General features: G+C 72.1%; 1 protein-coding gene. It reads right to left on the reverse strand.

Going from position 1 to position 17,571, the window contains the following annotated elements; translation table 11 throughout:
• Positions 1-16: 16 nt before the first annotated feature.
• Positions 17-17,392: a type I polyketide synthase gene (locus tag Saso_RS38435; RefSeq protein WP_307822249.1), complete on the reverse strand. Its 17,376-nt coding sequence runs from the start codon at positions 17,390-17,392 to the stop codon at positions 17-19.
• Positions 17,393-17,571 lie beyond the last annotated feature (179 nt).

Here is a 17,571-nt window from a genome sequence, read left to right on the forward strand (position 1 = left end):
GGCTGCCTCCACGAGATTAGGCAGGGCCGCCTTCGCGGGGCATCCCCTGGTCTGGTAGCTCCCGGTCGCCTCCGAGGAAGTCGGTGCCGTCTCCCAGGGCACGCTTCACTAGGTCGGCCACGTCCATGACGTCGATCAGGTCGGCGTCGTCCGCGGCGACGGGCACCACCGGGTCCGGCACGGGAGTCGTCACCCCGGGCGCGGAGCCGTCCTCGGGACCGACGAGACCGAGCAGCGTGTCGAGAAGGCCGGCCTCCCGGAACCGGGCGAGCGGCACCTGCGCGAGTACGCGCCGCAGATCGTCCTCCCGCGCGTCCAGGTCGTCGTCCGCTTCCGTCAGCAGTTCGGAGCGCAGGAAGCCGACGAGGGCGTCCGGGGTCGGATAGTCGAAGATGAGCGTCGCGGGCAGTCGTAGGCCGGTGGCCACGTGCAGGCTGTTGCGGAGGTTGACCGCGGCGAGCGAGTCGAAACCGACCTCCTGGAAGGACTGGAGCGGGCCGATGCTGTCCGTGCTGCTGTGTCCGAGGACGGTCGAGGCCTGTCCGCACACCAGCCGCAGCAGGAGACGGTTCTGTTCCGCCTCGGGGACGTTGCGCAGGGAGTCCACCAGGGAAGAGGTGGTGCCGATGTCCTCGGCATCGGGCTGGGAGGCGCGCAGGGCGGCGGCGGCTTCGGGCAGATCGGCGAAGAGCGGGCTGACCCGTCCGGAGGTGAACGCCGGGATGAACGCCTCCCAGTCCATGTCGACGACCGTCACGGCCTTCTCCCGCGCTTGCACGGCCTGTTCGAACGCGGTCGTCGCGATCTGCCGGGTCATCGGCAGGACACCGCGGCGGCGCAGCTGCGCGAGGGTCGCCTCGTCCATGGCGGGGCCGATTTCGTCGAGGGCTCCCCAGGCGATCGAGGTGGCCGCGAGTCCTCGGCCACGGCGCCGTTCGACCAGGGCGTCCAGGACCGCGTTGGCCGCGCCGGAGACACCCTGGCCACCACCGCCCCAGATTCCGGCTATCGAGGAGAAGACCACGAAGGCGTCGAGCGGGGCCCCGCCGGTGCCGGTTTCGGTGAACATTGCGTCGAGCCATACGGCGGTGTCGACCTTGGCCGCGAAGACCTCGGTGAGGTCGGCGAGGCCGGTGTCGGCGATGTTGCCGGTCCAGGCGATGTCGGCGGCGTGCACGACGGCGGTGAGCGGCTGCTCCCGCGGGGTCTCGGCGATGAGCCGGGCGAGCGTGTCACGGTCGGCGTCGGCGCAGGAGACGACGGTCGTCGCGACCTCGGCGGCCGCGAGCTCGTCCAGCAACGTGGTGACGGCGTCGGCGGGCGCCTGAGCCGTGGTCGTGATGATGAGACGGCGCACTCCGGACCGGGCGAGCCAGAGCGAGGCATGTGCGCCGAGGGCCTCGGCGCCGCCCGTCACGAGGACCGTGCCGTGAGGCTGCCAGCCGCCGTCGGCGGGCGCCTCGGGTGCGGGCTTGCGGGTCAGCCGCCTGCTGTAGACGCCGGAGCGGCGCACGGCGAGCTGGTCGTCCCCCGCTGCGCCGTTCAGCGCGCCCAAGAGGTACTGGATGGTGCGGGAGTTGACGGTCGCCGGGAGGTCGACCAGGCCGCCCCACCGGTCGGGGTGCTCCAGGGCCACCGCGCGGCCCAGGCCCCAGAGCGCGGCCTCGCCAGGATCGGTGACGGTGTCCTGGACCCCGGTGTTCACCACGCCCCGCGTCAGACACCACAGGGGCCCGTCGACGCCCGCGTCTCCGAGGGCCTGAATCAGCGCGAGGGTCCTGGCGGCGGTGACCGTGGCGTCCTGCGTGCCGTCGAGGGCGAACAGGGAGAGGACCCCGGCCGGTTCGTACGCGGCTCGGATGCCGCGCAGCTGCTCGGTGAACCCCGTGCGGGTGAAGGCAGAGGTGGCGATCTCCAGGGGCACGATGTCGAGTCCCTGGGCAGCGAGCGCCGCGAGGAGCTCGAGCACCTGGGAGCCGGCCGTGGAGTCGGCCGGGACACCGGTCGCGTCTCCGGTCGGGCATCCTGGCGGCAGTACGGCGAGCCAGCGGCCCGCGGGTACTCCCGTCACCTCCCGGTCCAGGGGCCGCCAGGTGACGGCGTAGCGGAGGCGCTCGGCGCTGGACCGCTGCTGCCGCCTGCCGCGCCAGTCCGCCAGCACCGGGACGACAGTGCGCAGGGCGTCGCGCAGACCGGCGGAATCCGGGGCGAGCAGTCCGGCGAGCGAGTCCGCGTCGCTCCGCTCGACGGCGCTCCAGAAGTCCGCGTCGATGTCCTCGCCCGGGGAGCCGCTGCCGTCGGCGTCGTCGGCCTCCTGCAACCAGTAGTGACGTCGATCGAAGGCATACGTCGGAAGCTCGACCGGCGAGGCACCGGCAGGCAGCATTGCGGCCCAGTCCACCGGCACACCCCGGACGAACAGCTCGGCCATCGAGGTGAACAGCCGGTGCAGACCGCCCTCGCCACGGCGCAGCGAACCACCCACGACAGCACGCAGCCGGACCGTGTCATCCGCCTCGTCCACGATCTCGTTGACCGGCTGGACCAGGACGGGATGGGCACTGGCCTCCACGAAGACGGTGTGGCCACCGGCCAGAAGGTCTGCGACGGCGGGACCGAAACGGACCTGGCTCCGCAGGTTCCGGTACCAGTAACCACCGTCGAGGACATCCGCCTCCTTGACCCACTCACCTATGACGGTCGAGTAGAAGGGAATCAGCGGGGCCTGCGCACGGATGTCGGCGAAGGCCGTTGACAGTACGTCTTCGATCGCCTTCACATGCCGGGTGTGCGAGGCGTAATCCACCGCCACCCGACGCACCCGCACACCATCCGCCCCAAGAACCTCCAGCGCTTCATCAAGCGCCTCGGCATCACCCGCGATCACCACCGACGTGGGACCGTTGACCGCCGCCACCTCGACTCGATCAGCCCACCGCTCGATACGGCCGGCCACTTCAGCCTCGGACAGCGCCACCGACGCCATACCACCCCGGCCCGCCAGACTTGCGGCGATCACCTGACTGCGAACCGCCACCACCCGGGCCGCATCCTCCAACGACAACGCACCCGCCACACACGCAGCCGCGATCTCACCCTGCGAATGACCCACCACCGCATCCGGCACCACACCCACCGACGCCCACACCGCAGCCAAACCCACCATCACCGCAAAACTCGCCGGCTGCACCACATCCACCCGCTCCAACAACGCAGCCGAAGCATCCCCCCGCAGCACATCCATGAGCGACCAGTCCACCCACGGCCCCAACGCCGCCGCACACTCCCCCACCCGCTCCGCGAACACCGTCGAAGAGTCGAGGAGTTCACGTCCCATCCCCACCCACTGCGAACCCTGACCCGGAAACACCACAACCGTCCTACCCGCACCCACCGCGCTGCCCGTGACCACACCGGGCTTCGACTCACCCCGCGCCAGCGCACCAAGCCCCGCCAACGCCTCCACCCCGGACTCGGCCACCACCACCGCACGCTCGGACAACACCGCACGCTGAGCGACCAACGCACCCGCCACATGCGGCAGGGTGCCCGCGTTCTGCCCGAGGAACGACACCAGCCGCTCCGCCTGCCCCACCAGCGAGCCAGGACTCCGCGCCGACACCACCAGCGGCACCACGACGGGCGCGGCGGGCAGTTCCGCGCCGCTCTCCGCCGCCGACGGATCGACGGGCTCTTCGGGTGCCTCCTCCAGGATCACGTGGGCGTTGGTGCCGCTCGCGCCGAAGGAGGAGACGGCGGCACGGCGCGGCCGGCCCGTGTCGGGCCATTGGCGCGCCTCCCTGAGCAGTTCGACCGCGCCGGCCGTCCAGTCCACCTGCGGTGTCGGCTCCTCCACATGGAGCGTCGGCGGCATGACGCCGTGTCGCAGCGCCTCGACCATCTTGATGACGCCGGAGACACCCGCCGCTGCCTGGGTGTGGCCGATGTTGGACTTCAGCGAGCCGAGCCACAGCGGACGGTCGGCGGGCCGGTCCTTTCCGTAGGTGGCGAGCAGTGCCTGGACCTCGATCGGGTCGCCCAGGGATGTGCCGGTGCCATGGCCCTCGACCATGTCGACGTCCTTCGCCGACAGGCCCGCGTCGGACAGGGCGCGCCGGATGACGCGTTGCTGGGAGGGTCCGTTGGGAGCCGTCAGGCCGTTCGAGGCGCCGTCCTGGTTGACGGCGCTGCCGCGCAGCACCGCCAGGATCCGGTGGCCGTTGCGGCGGGCCTCCGCCAGGCGCTCCAGGACGATGACGCCCACGCCCTCGGCCCAGCCGGTGCCGTCGGCGGTCGAGGAGTACGCCTTGCACCGGCCGTCGGCGGAGAGTCCGCGCTGGCGGGCGAACTCCACGAAGGCGTCCGGGCTCGACATGACGGTCGCACCGCCCGCGAGGGCGAGCGAGCACTCTCCGCGCCGCAGCGCCTGGGCTGCGAGGTGCATCGCCACGAGGGAGGACGAGCAGGCCGTGTCGATGGTCACCGCCGGTCCTTCGAAGCCGAAGACGTACGACACGCGTCCCGACGCCACACTCGACGAGGTGCCGGTCATCACGTAGCCCCGGACGTCCTCGGGGATCTGCCGCAGCCGGGTGACGTAGTCGTGGTGGACGATGCCGGTGAAAACACCGATGTCATGGCCCCGGGCGGAGAGGGGGTCGATCCCGGCCCGTTCCAGGGCCTCCCACGAGGTCTCCAGGAGCAGCCGCTGCTGCGGGTCCATCGCGAGGGCCTCGCGCGGCGAGATCCCGAAGAGTCCGGCGTCGAAGTGGGCGGCGTCGTGCAGGAATCCACCGACGCGGGTGTAGGTGGTGCCGGGGTGGGTGGGGTCGGGGTGGTAGAGCTTGTCGACGTCCCAGTTCCGGTCCTGCGGGAAGCCGGAGAGCGCGTCGCGTTCCTCGGTGACCAGTCGCCACAGTTCCTCGGGGCTGTCGACGCCGCCGGGCAGGCGGGTGCTCATGGCGATGATGGCGATCGGCTCGTCGGGGTCCGCGGGCATGGCGGGTCCGGATCGGACGACTCCAGCCGACAGGTCGTCGGCTTCCTCACCGAGCAGTTCGGTGCGCAGGTGCCGGGCGAGCGCGGACGGGGTCGGGTAGTCGAAGACGAGGCTGCTGGGGAGGCTCATGCCGGTGAAGTCGTGCAGCCGGTTGCGGAGTCTGACGGCGCTGAGGGAATCGAAGCCGAGATCCTTGAAGGGCTGCTCCTCGTCGAGGGCCTCAGCGCTGGTGTGGCCGAGGACGACGGCCGCGCTCTCCTTCACCAGGTCCAGCAGGACGCGCTGCTGTTCGGTGGCTCCGAGCGCGGCGAGCCGGTGGGCCGGCGAGCCGCTCTCGGCGTCCGGACGTCCCACGACCCGTCGGACGAGCGGGCCGTCCTCCGTCGCCCGTGCCTCGCGAAGAGCGGGGGTGCCGACCTCGGCGGCGGGAAGGGTGCTGTCCGTGCGGCCCAGGGTCAGGGGTCCGAGCGCGGCGACCGGTTCGCCCGTGTGGTCGGCGAGCTCCACGAGGTGGCGTCCGCCCTCCACGGGCGTGGCCCGCAGTCGCAGGGCGGTGGCGCCTTCGGCGTACACGACCAGGTCGGCGCAGCCGGTGAGTTCGCGCCCGCTCTGACCGGTGCGGCCGGCCAGGAGGCGAAGGACCGTGTCGAGGAGTGCGGGATGGAGGGTGAACCCCGCGGCCTCGTCGACGAGTTCCGGAGGCAGAGAGACGTCGGCGAAGAGCCGACCGTCCTGTTCCGTCAGGCTGTGCATCCCTCGTACTCCGCGGATGTCGAGGAGGTCCGCCGGGGCATCGGCTGTGGTGGCCGGCCAGGTGCGCAGGTCGAAGGACGGCGTGGGCAGGCCTGGCCGGAGCAGTGCGCGGGCGTGGCGCGTCCAGGTGCTGTCCTCGTCGCCCGCCCGCCTGCTGTGGACGACGACCGGGCGCAGCCCGTCGCGGCCGGGGACATCGACGTGGACACGGAGCTGGAGGTGGCCGTGTTCGGGCACGGTGAGCGGGGTGTCGACGACGATCTGCTCGACGGCGCCGCTTCCCGCCTCGGTTCCGGCGTGGACCAGCAGGTCGAGGAGTACGGCGGCCGGAGCGGTATCGGTGCCGGAATCGAGGAGCCGGCCGAGGGCACGCCGGTCGAGCCGCCCGGTGAGCACCACACGGGTGCCGCCGTCGCCGACCGGACCGACGTGGTCGTCGTCGGGGATCTCGACCGCCGTGCCCAGAAGGGGGTGCCCGGTGGTGCGGGCGCCGAGCGCCTCGGCGTCGGTGGCGGTGGTCTCGGGCTCGACCCAGTACCGCTGGTGCTGGAAGGCGTACGTGGGCAGCTCGGTGCCGATCGCCGTGGCCGGGGTGCCGAGGAGGGCGGACCAGTCGATGTCCGTGCCGCGGACGTGCAGTTCGGCGAGTGCGGTGAGGACTGCGGTCTCCTCCGAGCCGTCCGCGCTCAGGGTGGCGAAGCAGCCCCGGTGGTCCGTGCCGAGCGTGTCGAGGGCGAGGGCGGTCAGGCCGCCGCCGGGTCCGACCTCCAGGAAGGTTCCGGCGCCCTGGTCGCGGAGCGCGGTGACCGCGTCGGCGAACCGCACCGCGTGGCGCACTTGGTCGGCCCAGTACTCCGGGGTGGCGAAGTGGCCGTCCTTCGCGAGGGCACCGGTGAGCGTGGAGATGACGGGTACGGCGGCCGGGCGGGGACGCAGCCGGGCAGTGACGGCTCGGAACTCGTCGAGCATGACGGCCATCAGGGGCGAGTGGAAAGCATGACTGACCTTCAGGCGTTTGGTCTTGCGGCCCTGTTCGGCCAGTCGCGCGGCCACGTCGAGGACGGTGTCCTCGGCACCGGAGAGCACGAGGGCGCCGGGTCCGTTGACCGCGGCGATCGCGATCTCGCCCGTGGCCCTCTCCAGCAGGGGTGTCACCTCGGCCTCGGTCGCCTGGACGGCGACCATGGCGCCTCCCTCGGGCAGGGCCTGCATCAACCGGGCGCGTATGGCGACCAGTTCGCCTGCGTCCGCCAGGTCGAGGACTCCGGCGGCCCAGGCGGCGGAGATCTCGCCGACCGAGTGTCCGGCGACCAGGTCCGGACGTACACCCCAGGAGGCGAGGAGCTGGAACAGAGCGGTCTCCAGGGCGAAGAGACCCGTCTGCGTGTACAAGGTGCGGTCGAGCAGCGCGGCCTCCGCCGTGCCGGGCCCGGCGAACACGACCTCGCGCAGCGGACGTTCCAGATGACCGTCCAAGTGCCGTTCGACCGCCTCGCACGCGGCGGTGAAGGCGTTCCGGAAAACCGTGTGCCGCTCGGCGAGTTCGCGGCCCATGCCGGCCCACTGGCTGCCCTGCCCGGTGAAGAGGAAGGCCAGCTTGCCCTCGGAGGGGCTGCCGGTGACGGTGCCGTCGGCGGGCGTGCCGTCGCCGAGCGCGCGCAGCGCGTCGGCGAGCTGCTGCCGGTCGGTGGCCAGCAGCACCGCCCGGTGGTCGAGCCGGGCACGAGTGGTGGCCAGCGCGTGTGCGATGTCGGTGAGGGCCGGCTCGGGGCGTGTCTCGACGAAGTGAGCGAGGCGCGCGGCCTGCGCGCACAGCGCCGCCGCCGTCCGTGCCGACACGGACACAGGCACGGCCGCGGGCTCGGGCACGGGCGCGGGCGCGGGCAGGCGGGCGGAACCTGGCGATATGGGTTCTGTGGCGGCTGACGCATCGGCAACCCGTCCTGGGACGGGCGCGGTTGCCGACCCGTTGCCGGGTGCCAGGTCGTTCGTCGCCGCCCGGTCGGAGGCCTCGGCGTCCTCCACCGGAGCCTGCTGGATCACGATGTGCGCGTTGGTGCCACCGATGCCGAAGGACGAGATACCGGCGCGCCGCGGGTGCCCGGTCTCGGGCCACCGGCGGGCCTCCGCGAGCAGTTCCACCGAGCCCGCGGACCAGTCCACGTGGGTGGAGGGCCGGTCCACGTGCAGCGTGCGGGGCAGGACGCCGTGCCGCATCGCCATCACCATTTTGATGACGCCTGCCATACCGGCCGCGGCTTGTGTGTGCCCGATGTTGGACTTGACCGACCCGAGCCACAGCGGGCGGTCGGCGGGTCGATCCTGCCCGTAGGTGGCGAGCAGTGCCTGCGCCTCGATCGGGTCACCGAGGACCGTTCCCGTGCCGTGGCCCTCGACCGCGTCCACGTCCGAGGTCGACAGACCGGCGTCGGCGAGCGCCCTGCGGATCACCCGCTGTTGCGCTAGCCCGTTCGGCGCCGTCAGTCCGTTGGACGCACCGTCCTGGTTGACCGCGGTGCCCCGGACCACCGCGAGGACCTGGTGGCCGCGGCGGCGTGCGTCGGAGAGCCGTTCCACGAGGAGCACGCCGACCCCCTCGGACCAGCCGGTTCCGTCCGCCGCGTCGGCGAAGGCCTTGCAGCGGCCGTCCGGGGAGAGGCCGCGCTGCCGGGAGAACTCGACGAAGGTCTCCAGGTTGCCCATGACCATCACGCCGGCGGCGAGGGCCATGGAGCATTCGCCCTGCCGAAGTGCGCGGGCCGCCATGTGGAGGGCGACGAGCGAGGACGAGCAGGCGGTGTCGATCGTGATGGCCGGGCCCTCGAAGCCGAACTGGTAGGCGATCCGGCCTGAGATGACGCTGCCGGAATTGCCGGTCAGGCGGAAGCCTTCGATGCCGGACGCGTGGTGCGTCCGTACGGTGTAGTCGTGGCTGTTGACGCCGACGAAGACGCCGATGTCCTGCCCGGCGAGCGCGCTCGGTTCGATCGCGGCGCGTTCGAAGGCCTCCCAGGAGGTTTCCAGGAGCAGCCGCTGCTGGGGGTCCATCGCGAGCGCCTCGTTCGGTGAGATCCCGAAGAAGGCGGCGTCGAAGCCGGTCGCGTCGTCGAGGAACGCGCCGTGCCGTACGTAGGTCTTGCCGACGCTGTCAGGGTCGGCGTCGTAGTGCCGGTCGATGTCCCAGCCGCGGTCGTCGGGGAACTCCCCGACGGCGTCGACGCCTTGGGCGACCAGCCTCCAGAGGTCTTCAGGGCTCTCCACACCGCCGGGGAAGCGGCAGGCCATCGCGACGATGGCGAGGGGATCGTCGGAGAGGACGGCCCCGTTGGCGGTGGTGTGCTCCTCGCCGCTCCGCTCCTGGCCGTCGCCCCGCTGTTCGTCGTCGCCGAAGAGCCGTGCACGCAGGTGGTAGGCGAGCAGCGTCGGCTTCGGATAGTCGAAGACGATGGTGGAGGGCAGACTGAGAGCGGTCGCGGCCGCGAGCCGGTTGCGCAGCTCGACGGCGGTCAGCGAGTCGAAACCGGCGTCCTTGAAGGCACGGTCGGCGCGGATGGCGTCGGTGCCGGAGTGGCCGAGCACCTGGGCGGCGTTCCGGCGGACGAGGTCCACCAGTGCCTCTGTGCGCTCCCGCTCGCCCAGGCGGTCGAGCCGCTCACGCAAGGAGTCGGTAACACCCGTGTGCGGGGACGCGGCCGCCGGCCGAGGAGCGGGCGCGAGGCCGCGCAGCAGCGGCGCCACGGGAGTTCCGGCTCGGGCGGACGCCCTCAGGGCGGGCAGGTCGAACCGGGTGGCCACGAGCGCGGCAGGGGTCTCGTCGCCCGCCCGCAGCGCCGTGTCGAGGAGCGCCGTGCCCTCGGCGGCGGAGAGCCCGGCCATGCCGAGGCGCCGGGTGCGGTGCAGGTCCGTGGCGCCGAGATGCCGGGTCATGCCGCTGGCGTCGTTCCAGTAGCCCCATGCGAGGGAGACTCCGGGCAGGCCGGAGCGGCGGCGGTGGAGGGCGAGGGCGTCCAGGCAGGCGTTGGCGGCCGCGTAGTTGCCCTGGCCGGGGTTGCCGAGGACCCCGGCGGCGGAGGAGAAGAGGACGAACGCCGCGAGATCGATGTCCCGGGTCAGTTCGTGCAGGTGCAGTGCGGCGTCGAGTTTGGGCCGCAGGACGGTGTCGAAGCGGTCCGGGGTCAGGGCGGTGACCACACCGTCGTCGAGGACTCCGGCGGTGTGGACGACGGCGGTGAGCGGGTGTGCGTCCGGTACGGCGGCCAGGAGCGCCTTGACCGCGTCCCGGTCGGCGGTGTCGCACGCGGCGATGGTGACGGTCGCGCCGAGGCCGGTCAGTTCCTCGTACAGTGCCGCCGCTCCTTCGGCGTCCGGTCCGCTCCGGCCGGCCAGCAGCAAGTGCCGCACGCCGTGTCCGCTCGCCAGGTGCCGGGCGACGAGACTGCCGAGCGTCCCGGTGCCGCCGGTGACGAGGACGGTGCCGTCGGGGTCCAGCTCGCGCCGGGAATCGTCGGCAAGCGGGGTGTGCCGGGGATCTTCGGCGAGCGGGGCCCGCTTCAGCCGGGGGGCGAAGGCCACGCCACCACGCACACGGACCCGGGGCTCGCCGGTGGCCACCGCGAGCCGCACGGCGTTCACGGCCGTCGAGTGCTCCGAGGGCGCCGCACCACCGCACTGCTCGGCAGCGCCGCACTGCTCGCCGGGGCCGCTCTCGACAAGGACGATGCGGTCCGGGTGCTCCGACTGCGCCGAACGCAGCAGTCCCGAGACGGCGGCCACGGTGAGATCGGCCTCGGCGTCGGGGACGATCACGACGAGGCGGGTGTGCGCCAGAGCGGGCGCTGCCAGCCACGCCTGGAGAACGGCCAACGCGGCGGCGACGGCCTCGCGCGGGTCGGCGGGCGCGTGCCCGGCCTCGTACACCAGCATGCCCGCTGCCGCTGGACCGCCCGCAGCAAGGGCGGCGACGTCCTCCGCATCGACGACGGTCGCCATCGTCCCGGCGTCGACAGCCATGTCACCCGGGGAAAGGGGATGCTCGGTCCAATCGATCTGGAACAGCGCGGCAGGAGCCGATGTGTCCGTGGTCTCCGCGTGTTCGGGCGGGGGCGGCTGGAACGGCTCGGCGACCACGGCATCAGCGGTCAGTACCGGAGCTGCCGTGGCATCCACCAACTCGAGACCGCTCACCCCTGCGGAGTCACGGGCCGCGCGTACCCGGACCGCTGCCGCACCGGAAGCGAGCAAGGCGACCCCGCTCCACCGGGTCGCGATCATGCCCGGCGGAAGGACCGTGCACACCGCCGCGTCCAGCAACGCCGGATGCAGGCCGTAGCCGTCGGCGTCGCTCACCGCCCTGTCCAGGGCCACCTCGGCTGCGGGGCTGCCGGCAGGCCACACCGCGCCGGAAGCCGACGGGGACCCGGGCACCGGGCCGGGCACCAACATGCCGTGCGCGTGACGGGTCCACACCCCCTCCAGGCCGGCATCGTCCGCACGGGAAAACACCTCGACCGCCCGCCGACCCTGCCCGTCCGCCTCCCCCACGGTCATCTGCACCGCCCTGCCACCCCGCAACGGCAACAGCACGGGCCGATCCACGCTCAACTCCTCGACCACCGCACAGCCCACCTCGTCACCCAAGCGGATCGCCAACTCCACCAACACCGCACTCGGCACCACGACGACACCACCCACGACGTGATCACCCAGCCACGGATACGCCTCCACCGACCACCGCGAAGTCGTCAGGAAACCGCCCGAGTCCGGCCGACCCACGACCGCACCGATCAACGGATGATCACCACCCACCTGACCCAACGCGACAGCATCCACAGCAGGCGCGGAACGCAGCCAGTAATGCTCGTGATCGAAGGCATACGTGGGGAGTTCCACGTGAGCGGCGGCGGCACCGGCCGGAAGGACACCCGCCCAGTCGACAGGGACGCCCCGCACGAACAGCTCCGCCATCGACGTCAGCAGTCGGCGCGGGCCACCCTCCCCACGGCGCAGCGAACCAGCGACCACGGCGTCTGTGCCGCCCTGGTCGACGATCTCGCTGACCGGCTGGACCAGGACGGGATGGGCACTGGCCTCCACAAAGACGGTGTGACCACCGGCCAGAAGGTCTGCGACGGCGGGACCGAAACGGACCTGGCTCCGCAGGTTCCGGTACCAGTAACCACCGTCGAGGACATCCGCCTCCCGCACCCACCCACCCGTCACCGTCGAGTAGAAGGGAATCAGCGGCACCTGAGCCCGGACGTCGGCGAACGCCTCGCCCAAGGTCTCCTCGATCGCCTCCACGTGCCGGGTGTGCGAGGCGTAATCCACCGCCACCCGACGCACCCGCACACCATCCGCCCCAAGAACCTCCAGCGCCTCGTCCAGCGCCTCGGCATCACCCGCGATCACCACCGACGTGGGACCGTTGACCGCCGCCACCTCAACTCGCCCGGCCCACCGCTCGATACGGCCGGCCACTTCAGCCTCGGACAGCGCCACCGACGCCATACCACCCCGGCCCGCCAGACTTGCGGCGATCACCTGACTGCGAACCGCCACCACCCGGGCCGCATCCTCCAACGACAACGCACCCGCCACACACGCAGCCGCGATCTCACCCTGCGAATGACCCACCACCGCATCCGGCACCACACCCACCGACGCCCACACCGCAGCCAAACCCACCATCACCGCAAAACTCGCCGGCTGCACCACATCCACCCGCTCCAACAAATCAACTGGAGCATCCCCACGCAACACATCAACCAACGACCAGTCCACCCACCGCTCCAACGCCGCCGCACACTCCCCCACCCGCTCCGCAAACACCGTCGAAGAGTCGAGGAGTTCACGTCCCATCCCCACCCACTGCGAACCCTGACCCGGAAACACCACAACCGTCCTACCCGCACCCACCGCGCTGCCCGTGACCACACCGGGCTTCGACTCACCCCGCGCCAGCGCACCAAGCCCCGCCAACGCCTCCACCCCGGGCTCGGCCACCACCACCGCACGCTCGGACAACACCGCACGCTGAGCGACCAACGCACCCGCCACATGCGGCAGTGACACCTCAGTCGACTCCGCAAAGGACGCCAACCGCTCGGCCTGCCCCACGAGGGATGCCGCGGAGGCGGCGGACAGGACCAATGGCACCACGCCGTCGACGACTTCTGCCGTCGGCTCGGACTCGACGGGCCGCGCGTCGACGGGCTCCGTCTCCGGGGCCTGCTCCAGGATCAGGTGCGCGTTCGTCCCGCTGAGGCCGAAGGACGACACACCGGCACGGCGGAGCCGCCCGGTCTCCGGCCACGCGCGGGCCTCGGTCAGCACCTGGACGGCACCCGCCGACCAGTCCACCTTCGACGAGGGAGCATCGACATGCAGCGTGGGCGGCATGACCCCGTACCGCAGCGCCTGCACCATCTTGATCACACCGGCCACACCCGCCGCCGCCTGCGTGTGACCGATGTTCGACTTCAACGACCCCAGCCACAACGGGCTCCCGGGTTCCCGGTCACTGCCGTACGTCGCCAGCAGGGCCTGCGCCTCGATGGGATCGCCGAGGACCGTGCCCGTGCCGTGCCCTTCCACTACGTCGACCTCAGCCGCCGAGAGACCGGCCGCCGCCAACGCCTGACGGATCACCCGCTGCTGCGCAAGACCGTTCGGCGCCGTCAGACCGTTCGACGCGCCGTCCTGATTCACCGCGCTGCCACGGATCACCGCAAGGATCCGGTGCCCGTTGCGCCGCGCCTCCGAGAGCCGCTCCAGGACGACGACACCGGCGCCCTCGGCCCAGCCCGTACCGTCCGCGGCATCCGCGTAGGACTTGCAGCGGCCGTCCGAGGACAGGGCACGTTGCCGCGAGAACCCCACGAACGTGGACGGCTCCGCCATCACCGTCGCGCCGCCTGCCAGCGCCATGGAGCACTCGCCCTGGCGCAGCGACTGGACCGCCAGGTGCATGGCCACGAGAGAGGATGAGCAGGCCGTGTCCACGGTGATCGCGGGGCCCTCGAAACCGAACACGTACGACACGCGTCCGGATGCCACGCTCGACGCCTTGCCCGTCTCGCCGAAGCCCTCGAGCTCAGCCGGAGCCGCACCCGAGAGCCCGTACCCTTGTCCCATCAGGCCGGAAAAGATGCCGACGTCACGGCCTTTCAGCGTCCCCGGGTCGAACCCGGCCCGCTCCAGCGCCTCCCACGAGGTCTCCAGCAGCAGTCGTTGCTGCGGATCCATGGCAAGTGCCTCACGCGGTGAGATCCCGAAGAACCCGGCGTCGAACAGGCCCGCCTCGTGCAGGAAGCCGCCCTGATCGACATACGACGTGCCGGTCTTCTCCGGGTCGGCATCGAACAGGCCGTCCAGATCCCAGCCTCGGTCCTCCGGGAAGCCGGACACACCGTCCCGGCCCTCGCTGACCAGCCGCCACAGGTCCTGGGGGCTCGCCACACCGCCTGGAAGGCGGCACGCCATACCCACGATCGCTATCGGCTCCGCAGGGCCGGCGGCCCCGGTCCGGTCCCTGTCCGCCGTCGCCTCCCCGGCCGGGTCGTGCAGACCCAGGATCCTGGCCCGAAGGTGCGCGGCGAGGGCCTCGGGAGTCGGGTGGTCGAAGGTCACGGTGGTGGGCAGACGCAGCCCGGTCCGTCCGGTCAGCCGGTTGCGCAGCTCGACGACCGCGAGGGAGCCGAGGCCGAGGTCGCGGAAGGACCGGCCCGCCGGAATCGGTTCGGGGCTCGCGTGGGTTCGGACGGCGGCGGTCTCGTTGCGGATCATCTCGCCGAGCAGGGCGAGCTGGCCCCGCTCGTCCAGGTCGGCCAGACGCGCGCGCAGGGCGGCGGTGATCGTCTCGTCGGCCCGAGCGGTGGCGCGGGGCTCCTGATCCGTCAGGGTGCCGAGCAGCGTCCGCACCCGGTCGCCGGGGTTGATGGTGCTCGGCGAAAGCGCCAGCAGGGCCGGGGATCCGGTCTCGATCAGTGCGTCGAAAGCGGCGGGGCCCTCGTCCGGCCGGCCGAGGGCCAGCAGCGAGCCGGGCAGTCCGTGCAGTCGCCGGTCGCGGACCACGGCCTCGGTGAGGGCGGCGGTGACCACCGTCGAGGCGAGGCCGTCGGACTCCGAAGCGCCCACCAGTGCGGCGGCGTCGGTCACCACGACGAACGCGGCGACATCGTCGTCCGCGGTGAAGTCGTGCAGTGCTCGGGCGAGTTCGGGATCATCGGCGGTGTGGACGACCGCGGTCACCGGACCGGTCCGGGTCAGGGCCTCGTACAACTCCAGCGTGTCCGAGCCGTCGGCCACGACGCGGACGATGTCCACCCCCTGCGGCAGCGGCTCGTCCTGGCTCCACCGGTCGTTGGTATGCGTCGCCTGGACGAGCACGAGGTGTCGTGTTCCGTGCCCGGTGACCAGGTGGCGGGCGAGGACCGAGCCGGTCCTGGTGTCGGCGCCTGTGACGACCACGACGCCTTCGATCCCCGGCATGGCAGGATCCGGCCGGTCGGCGACGGGGAGGCGCACGAGCCTGGGCCGCATCAGCTCCCCGTCGCGTACAGCGAGTTGGGGCAGACCGGAGGAGACGGCGGTGATCAGCGCCACGGCGCACTCGGACCCCGGGGTGCCGGCTTCGACGTCGACGATCGTCAGCGGCGCGCCGTCACCCGGATCGGCCTGTGCGGCCCGTGCGGCTGCCCACAGGGCGACTTCGGCGCCGTCCGGCGTCCCGTCCCGGTCGGTGACGCCCATCGCGCCCCGGGTGAGGACGACGAGCCGGGACCCGGTCTCCCGACCCACCCCCTCGCGGGCCGGCGCCCATGTGTCCGCGTCTGCCTCTGCCTCTGCCTCTGCCTCTGCGAGGACCGTCACGTCGGCGGCCGCGTCAGGGGTGGTGCGTGACGCGGAAAGGTCTGCGTAGTGCCGTACGTCGGCGACACCGGCCTTCCGAAGGGCGGCGACCAGGCCGTCGGTGGCTGCGGTCCGGCCGACCACTGCCCAGCGCAGCCCTTCCGGCGCGTCAGAGGAGACCGCCACCTTGCTCCAGTCCCTCAGCATCAGTCCCTCGTGGTGACCGTCGGCGGCGTACCGCAGCCGGGCCGGCAGGTCGGGGAGGAGACGCCGGACGACCTTCCCCGAGGCGGTCCTGGGGATGGCCCGGGCCTCGTACACGCGCTCGGGGAGCTTGTACGCGGAGAGTTGGGCACGGCACCGGTCGAGCAGCCGGGCGAGGTCGACGCCCGCCGGACCGGGGACCACCCAGGCGACGGGCACCTCGCCGAGGGTGTCGTGGGCCATGCCGGTGACCGCGACGTCGGCCACGCCCTCGGCCACACGCAGTGCGGCCTCGATCTCGTCGGGGTGGATGTTCTCACCGCCGCGGATGATGACGTCCTTGAGGCGGCCGCTGATGGTGAAGTAGCCGGCTTCGTCGCGCCGGGCCAGGTCGCCGGTGCGGAACCAGCCGTCCTGTAGGGCCTCGGCGGTGCCCTGCGGGTTGTTGTGGTAGCCCACCATGACGTTCGGCCCGCTGACCCACACCTCGCCCTCGTGTCCGGCGGGCACGTCCTGCCCGGTGCGGGGGTCGACGATCCGGACTCCGACACCGGGCACGGGAAGGCCGCAGGAGCCCTCGACCACGGGGCCGTCGGGCGGGTTGACGGTGATGGCCCCGCAGGTCTCGGTGCTGCCGTAGGCGTCGACGAGGGGGATGCCGAAGGTCTCCTCGAAGGAGCGGCGCAGTCCAGGGCCGGTGACGGCGCCGCCGACGAGACCGACCCTGAGATCGGGCAGGGAGAGGCCGGTGCGGCGGGCCCTGTCGACCAGGTGGTGGTAGGTGGTGGGGACGCCGGCCAGGAAGGTGGACCGGTCCTCGCGCAGGGCGGTCAGAATGTCGTCGGCCGAACTGCCGTCCATGATCCGGGCGGTGGCGCCGGAGACGGTGACGGACAGGACGCAGGCAATGTGGGACAGGCTGTGGAAGAGCGGCAATGGCCACAGTACGCGGTCGTGCTCGGACAGGCCGGGCACGGGAATGTAGCAAGAGGCGACGGAGAACAGGCAGTTGCGCTGGGTGGAGAGGACGCCCTTGGGGCGGCCGGTGGTGCCCGAGGTGTAGAACATCCAGGCCACCTCGTCGAGAGCGAGGTCGTCCGGGGGTTCGTCGGCGGGCTCGGTGGTGGCGAGTTCCTCGAACGGTACGGTGCCCGGGGGCAGCAGGCGCCCGGCGTCGGGGGCGCCTGCCACGACGACGGACACCCGCCGGGTGACGCGGGGAAGCGACTGAACGAAAGTCTCCGCGTGTGCCGTGCCGGTGAGGGCGAGCGTCGCCTCGCTGTCCGCCAAGAGATATGCGATCTCCGCCGGGGCGGCCTGCGGGTTGACCGGCACGCCGATGCCGCCGGCCCGTACCACGGCGAGGTAACTCTCCACCATCGCGACCGAGTTGCCGAGACACAGGGCCACCCGGTCGCCGCGCCGGACACCGAGGCCGACCAGGTGACCGGCCAGTCTCCTCGTCCGTGCGTCGAGTTCCCGGTAGGTGACCGCGTACCGGTCGTCCTCGAAGGCGATCTTGTCCGGGAACCGGCCCGCGTTCTCACTCAGGATGACCGGTAGCGGGGTGATCAGGTCGGGAAGCACCTCGGCTCGAACTCCTAACCGGCTATCGGTGACGGCCAACTGCTGTCAGGCAAGCGGGTAGGTCTGTGCTGTGCGGTGTGGCGACCTGCTCGCGACCTGCTGCACCCGCAGGGAGCCTGTGTCCTCGGCCGGCCCGGTGACGCGCTTCCGCCCGCCCGCGGTCTCCAGCGGGCGGCGGC

The organism is Streptomyces asoensis, from assembly GCF_016860545.1.
Taxonomy (GTDB): domain Bacteria; phylum Actinomycetota; class Actinomycetes; order Streptomycetales; family Streptomycetaceae; genus Streptomyces; species Streptomyces asoensis.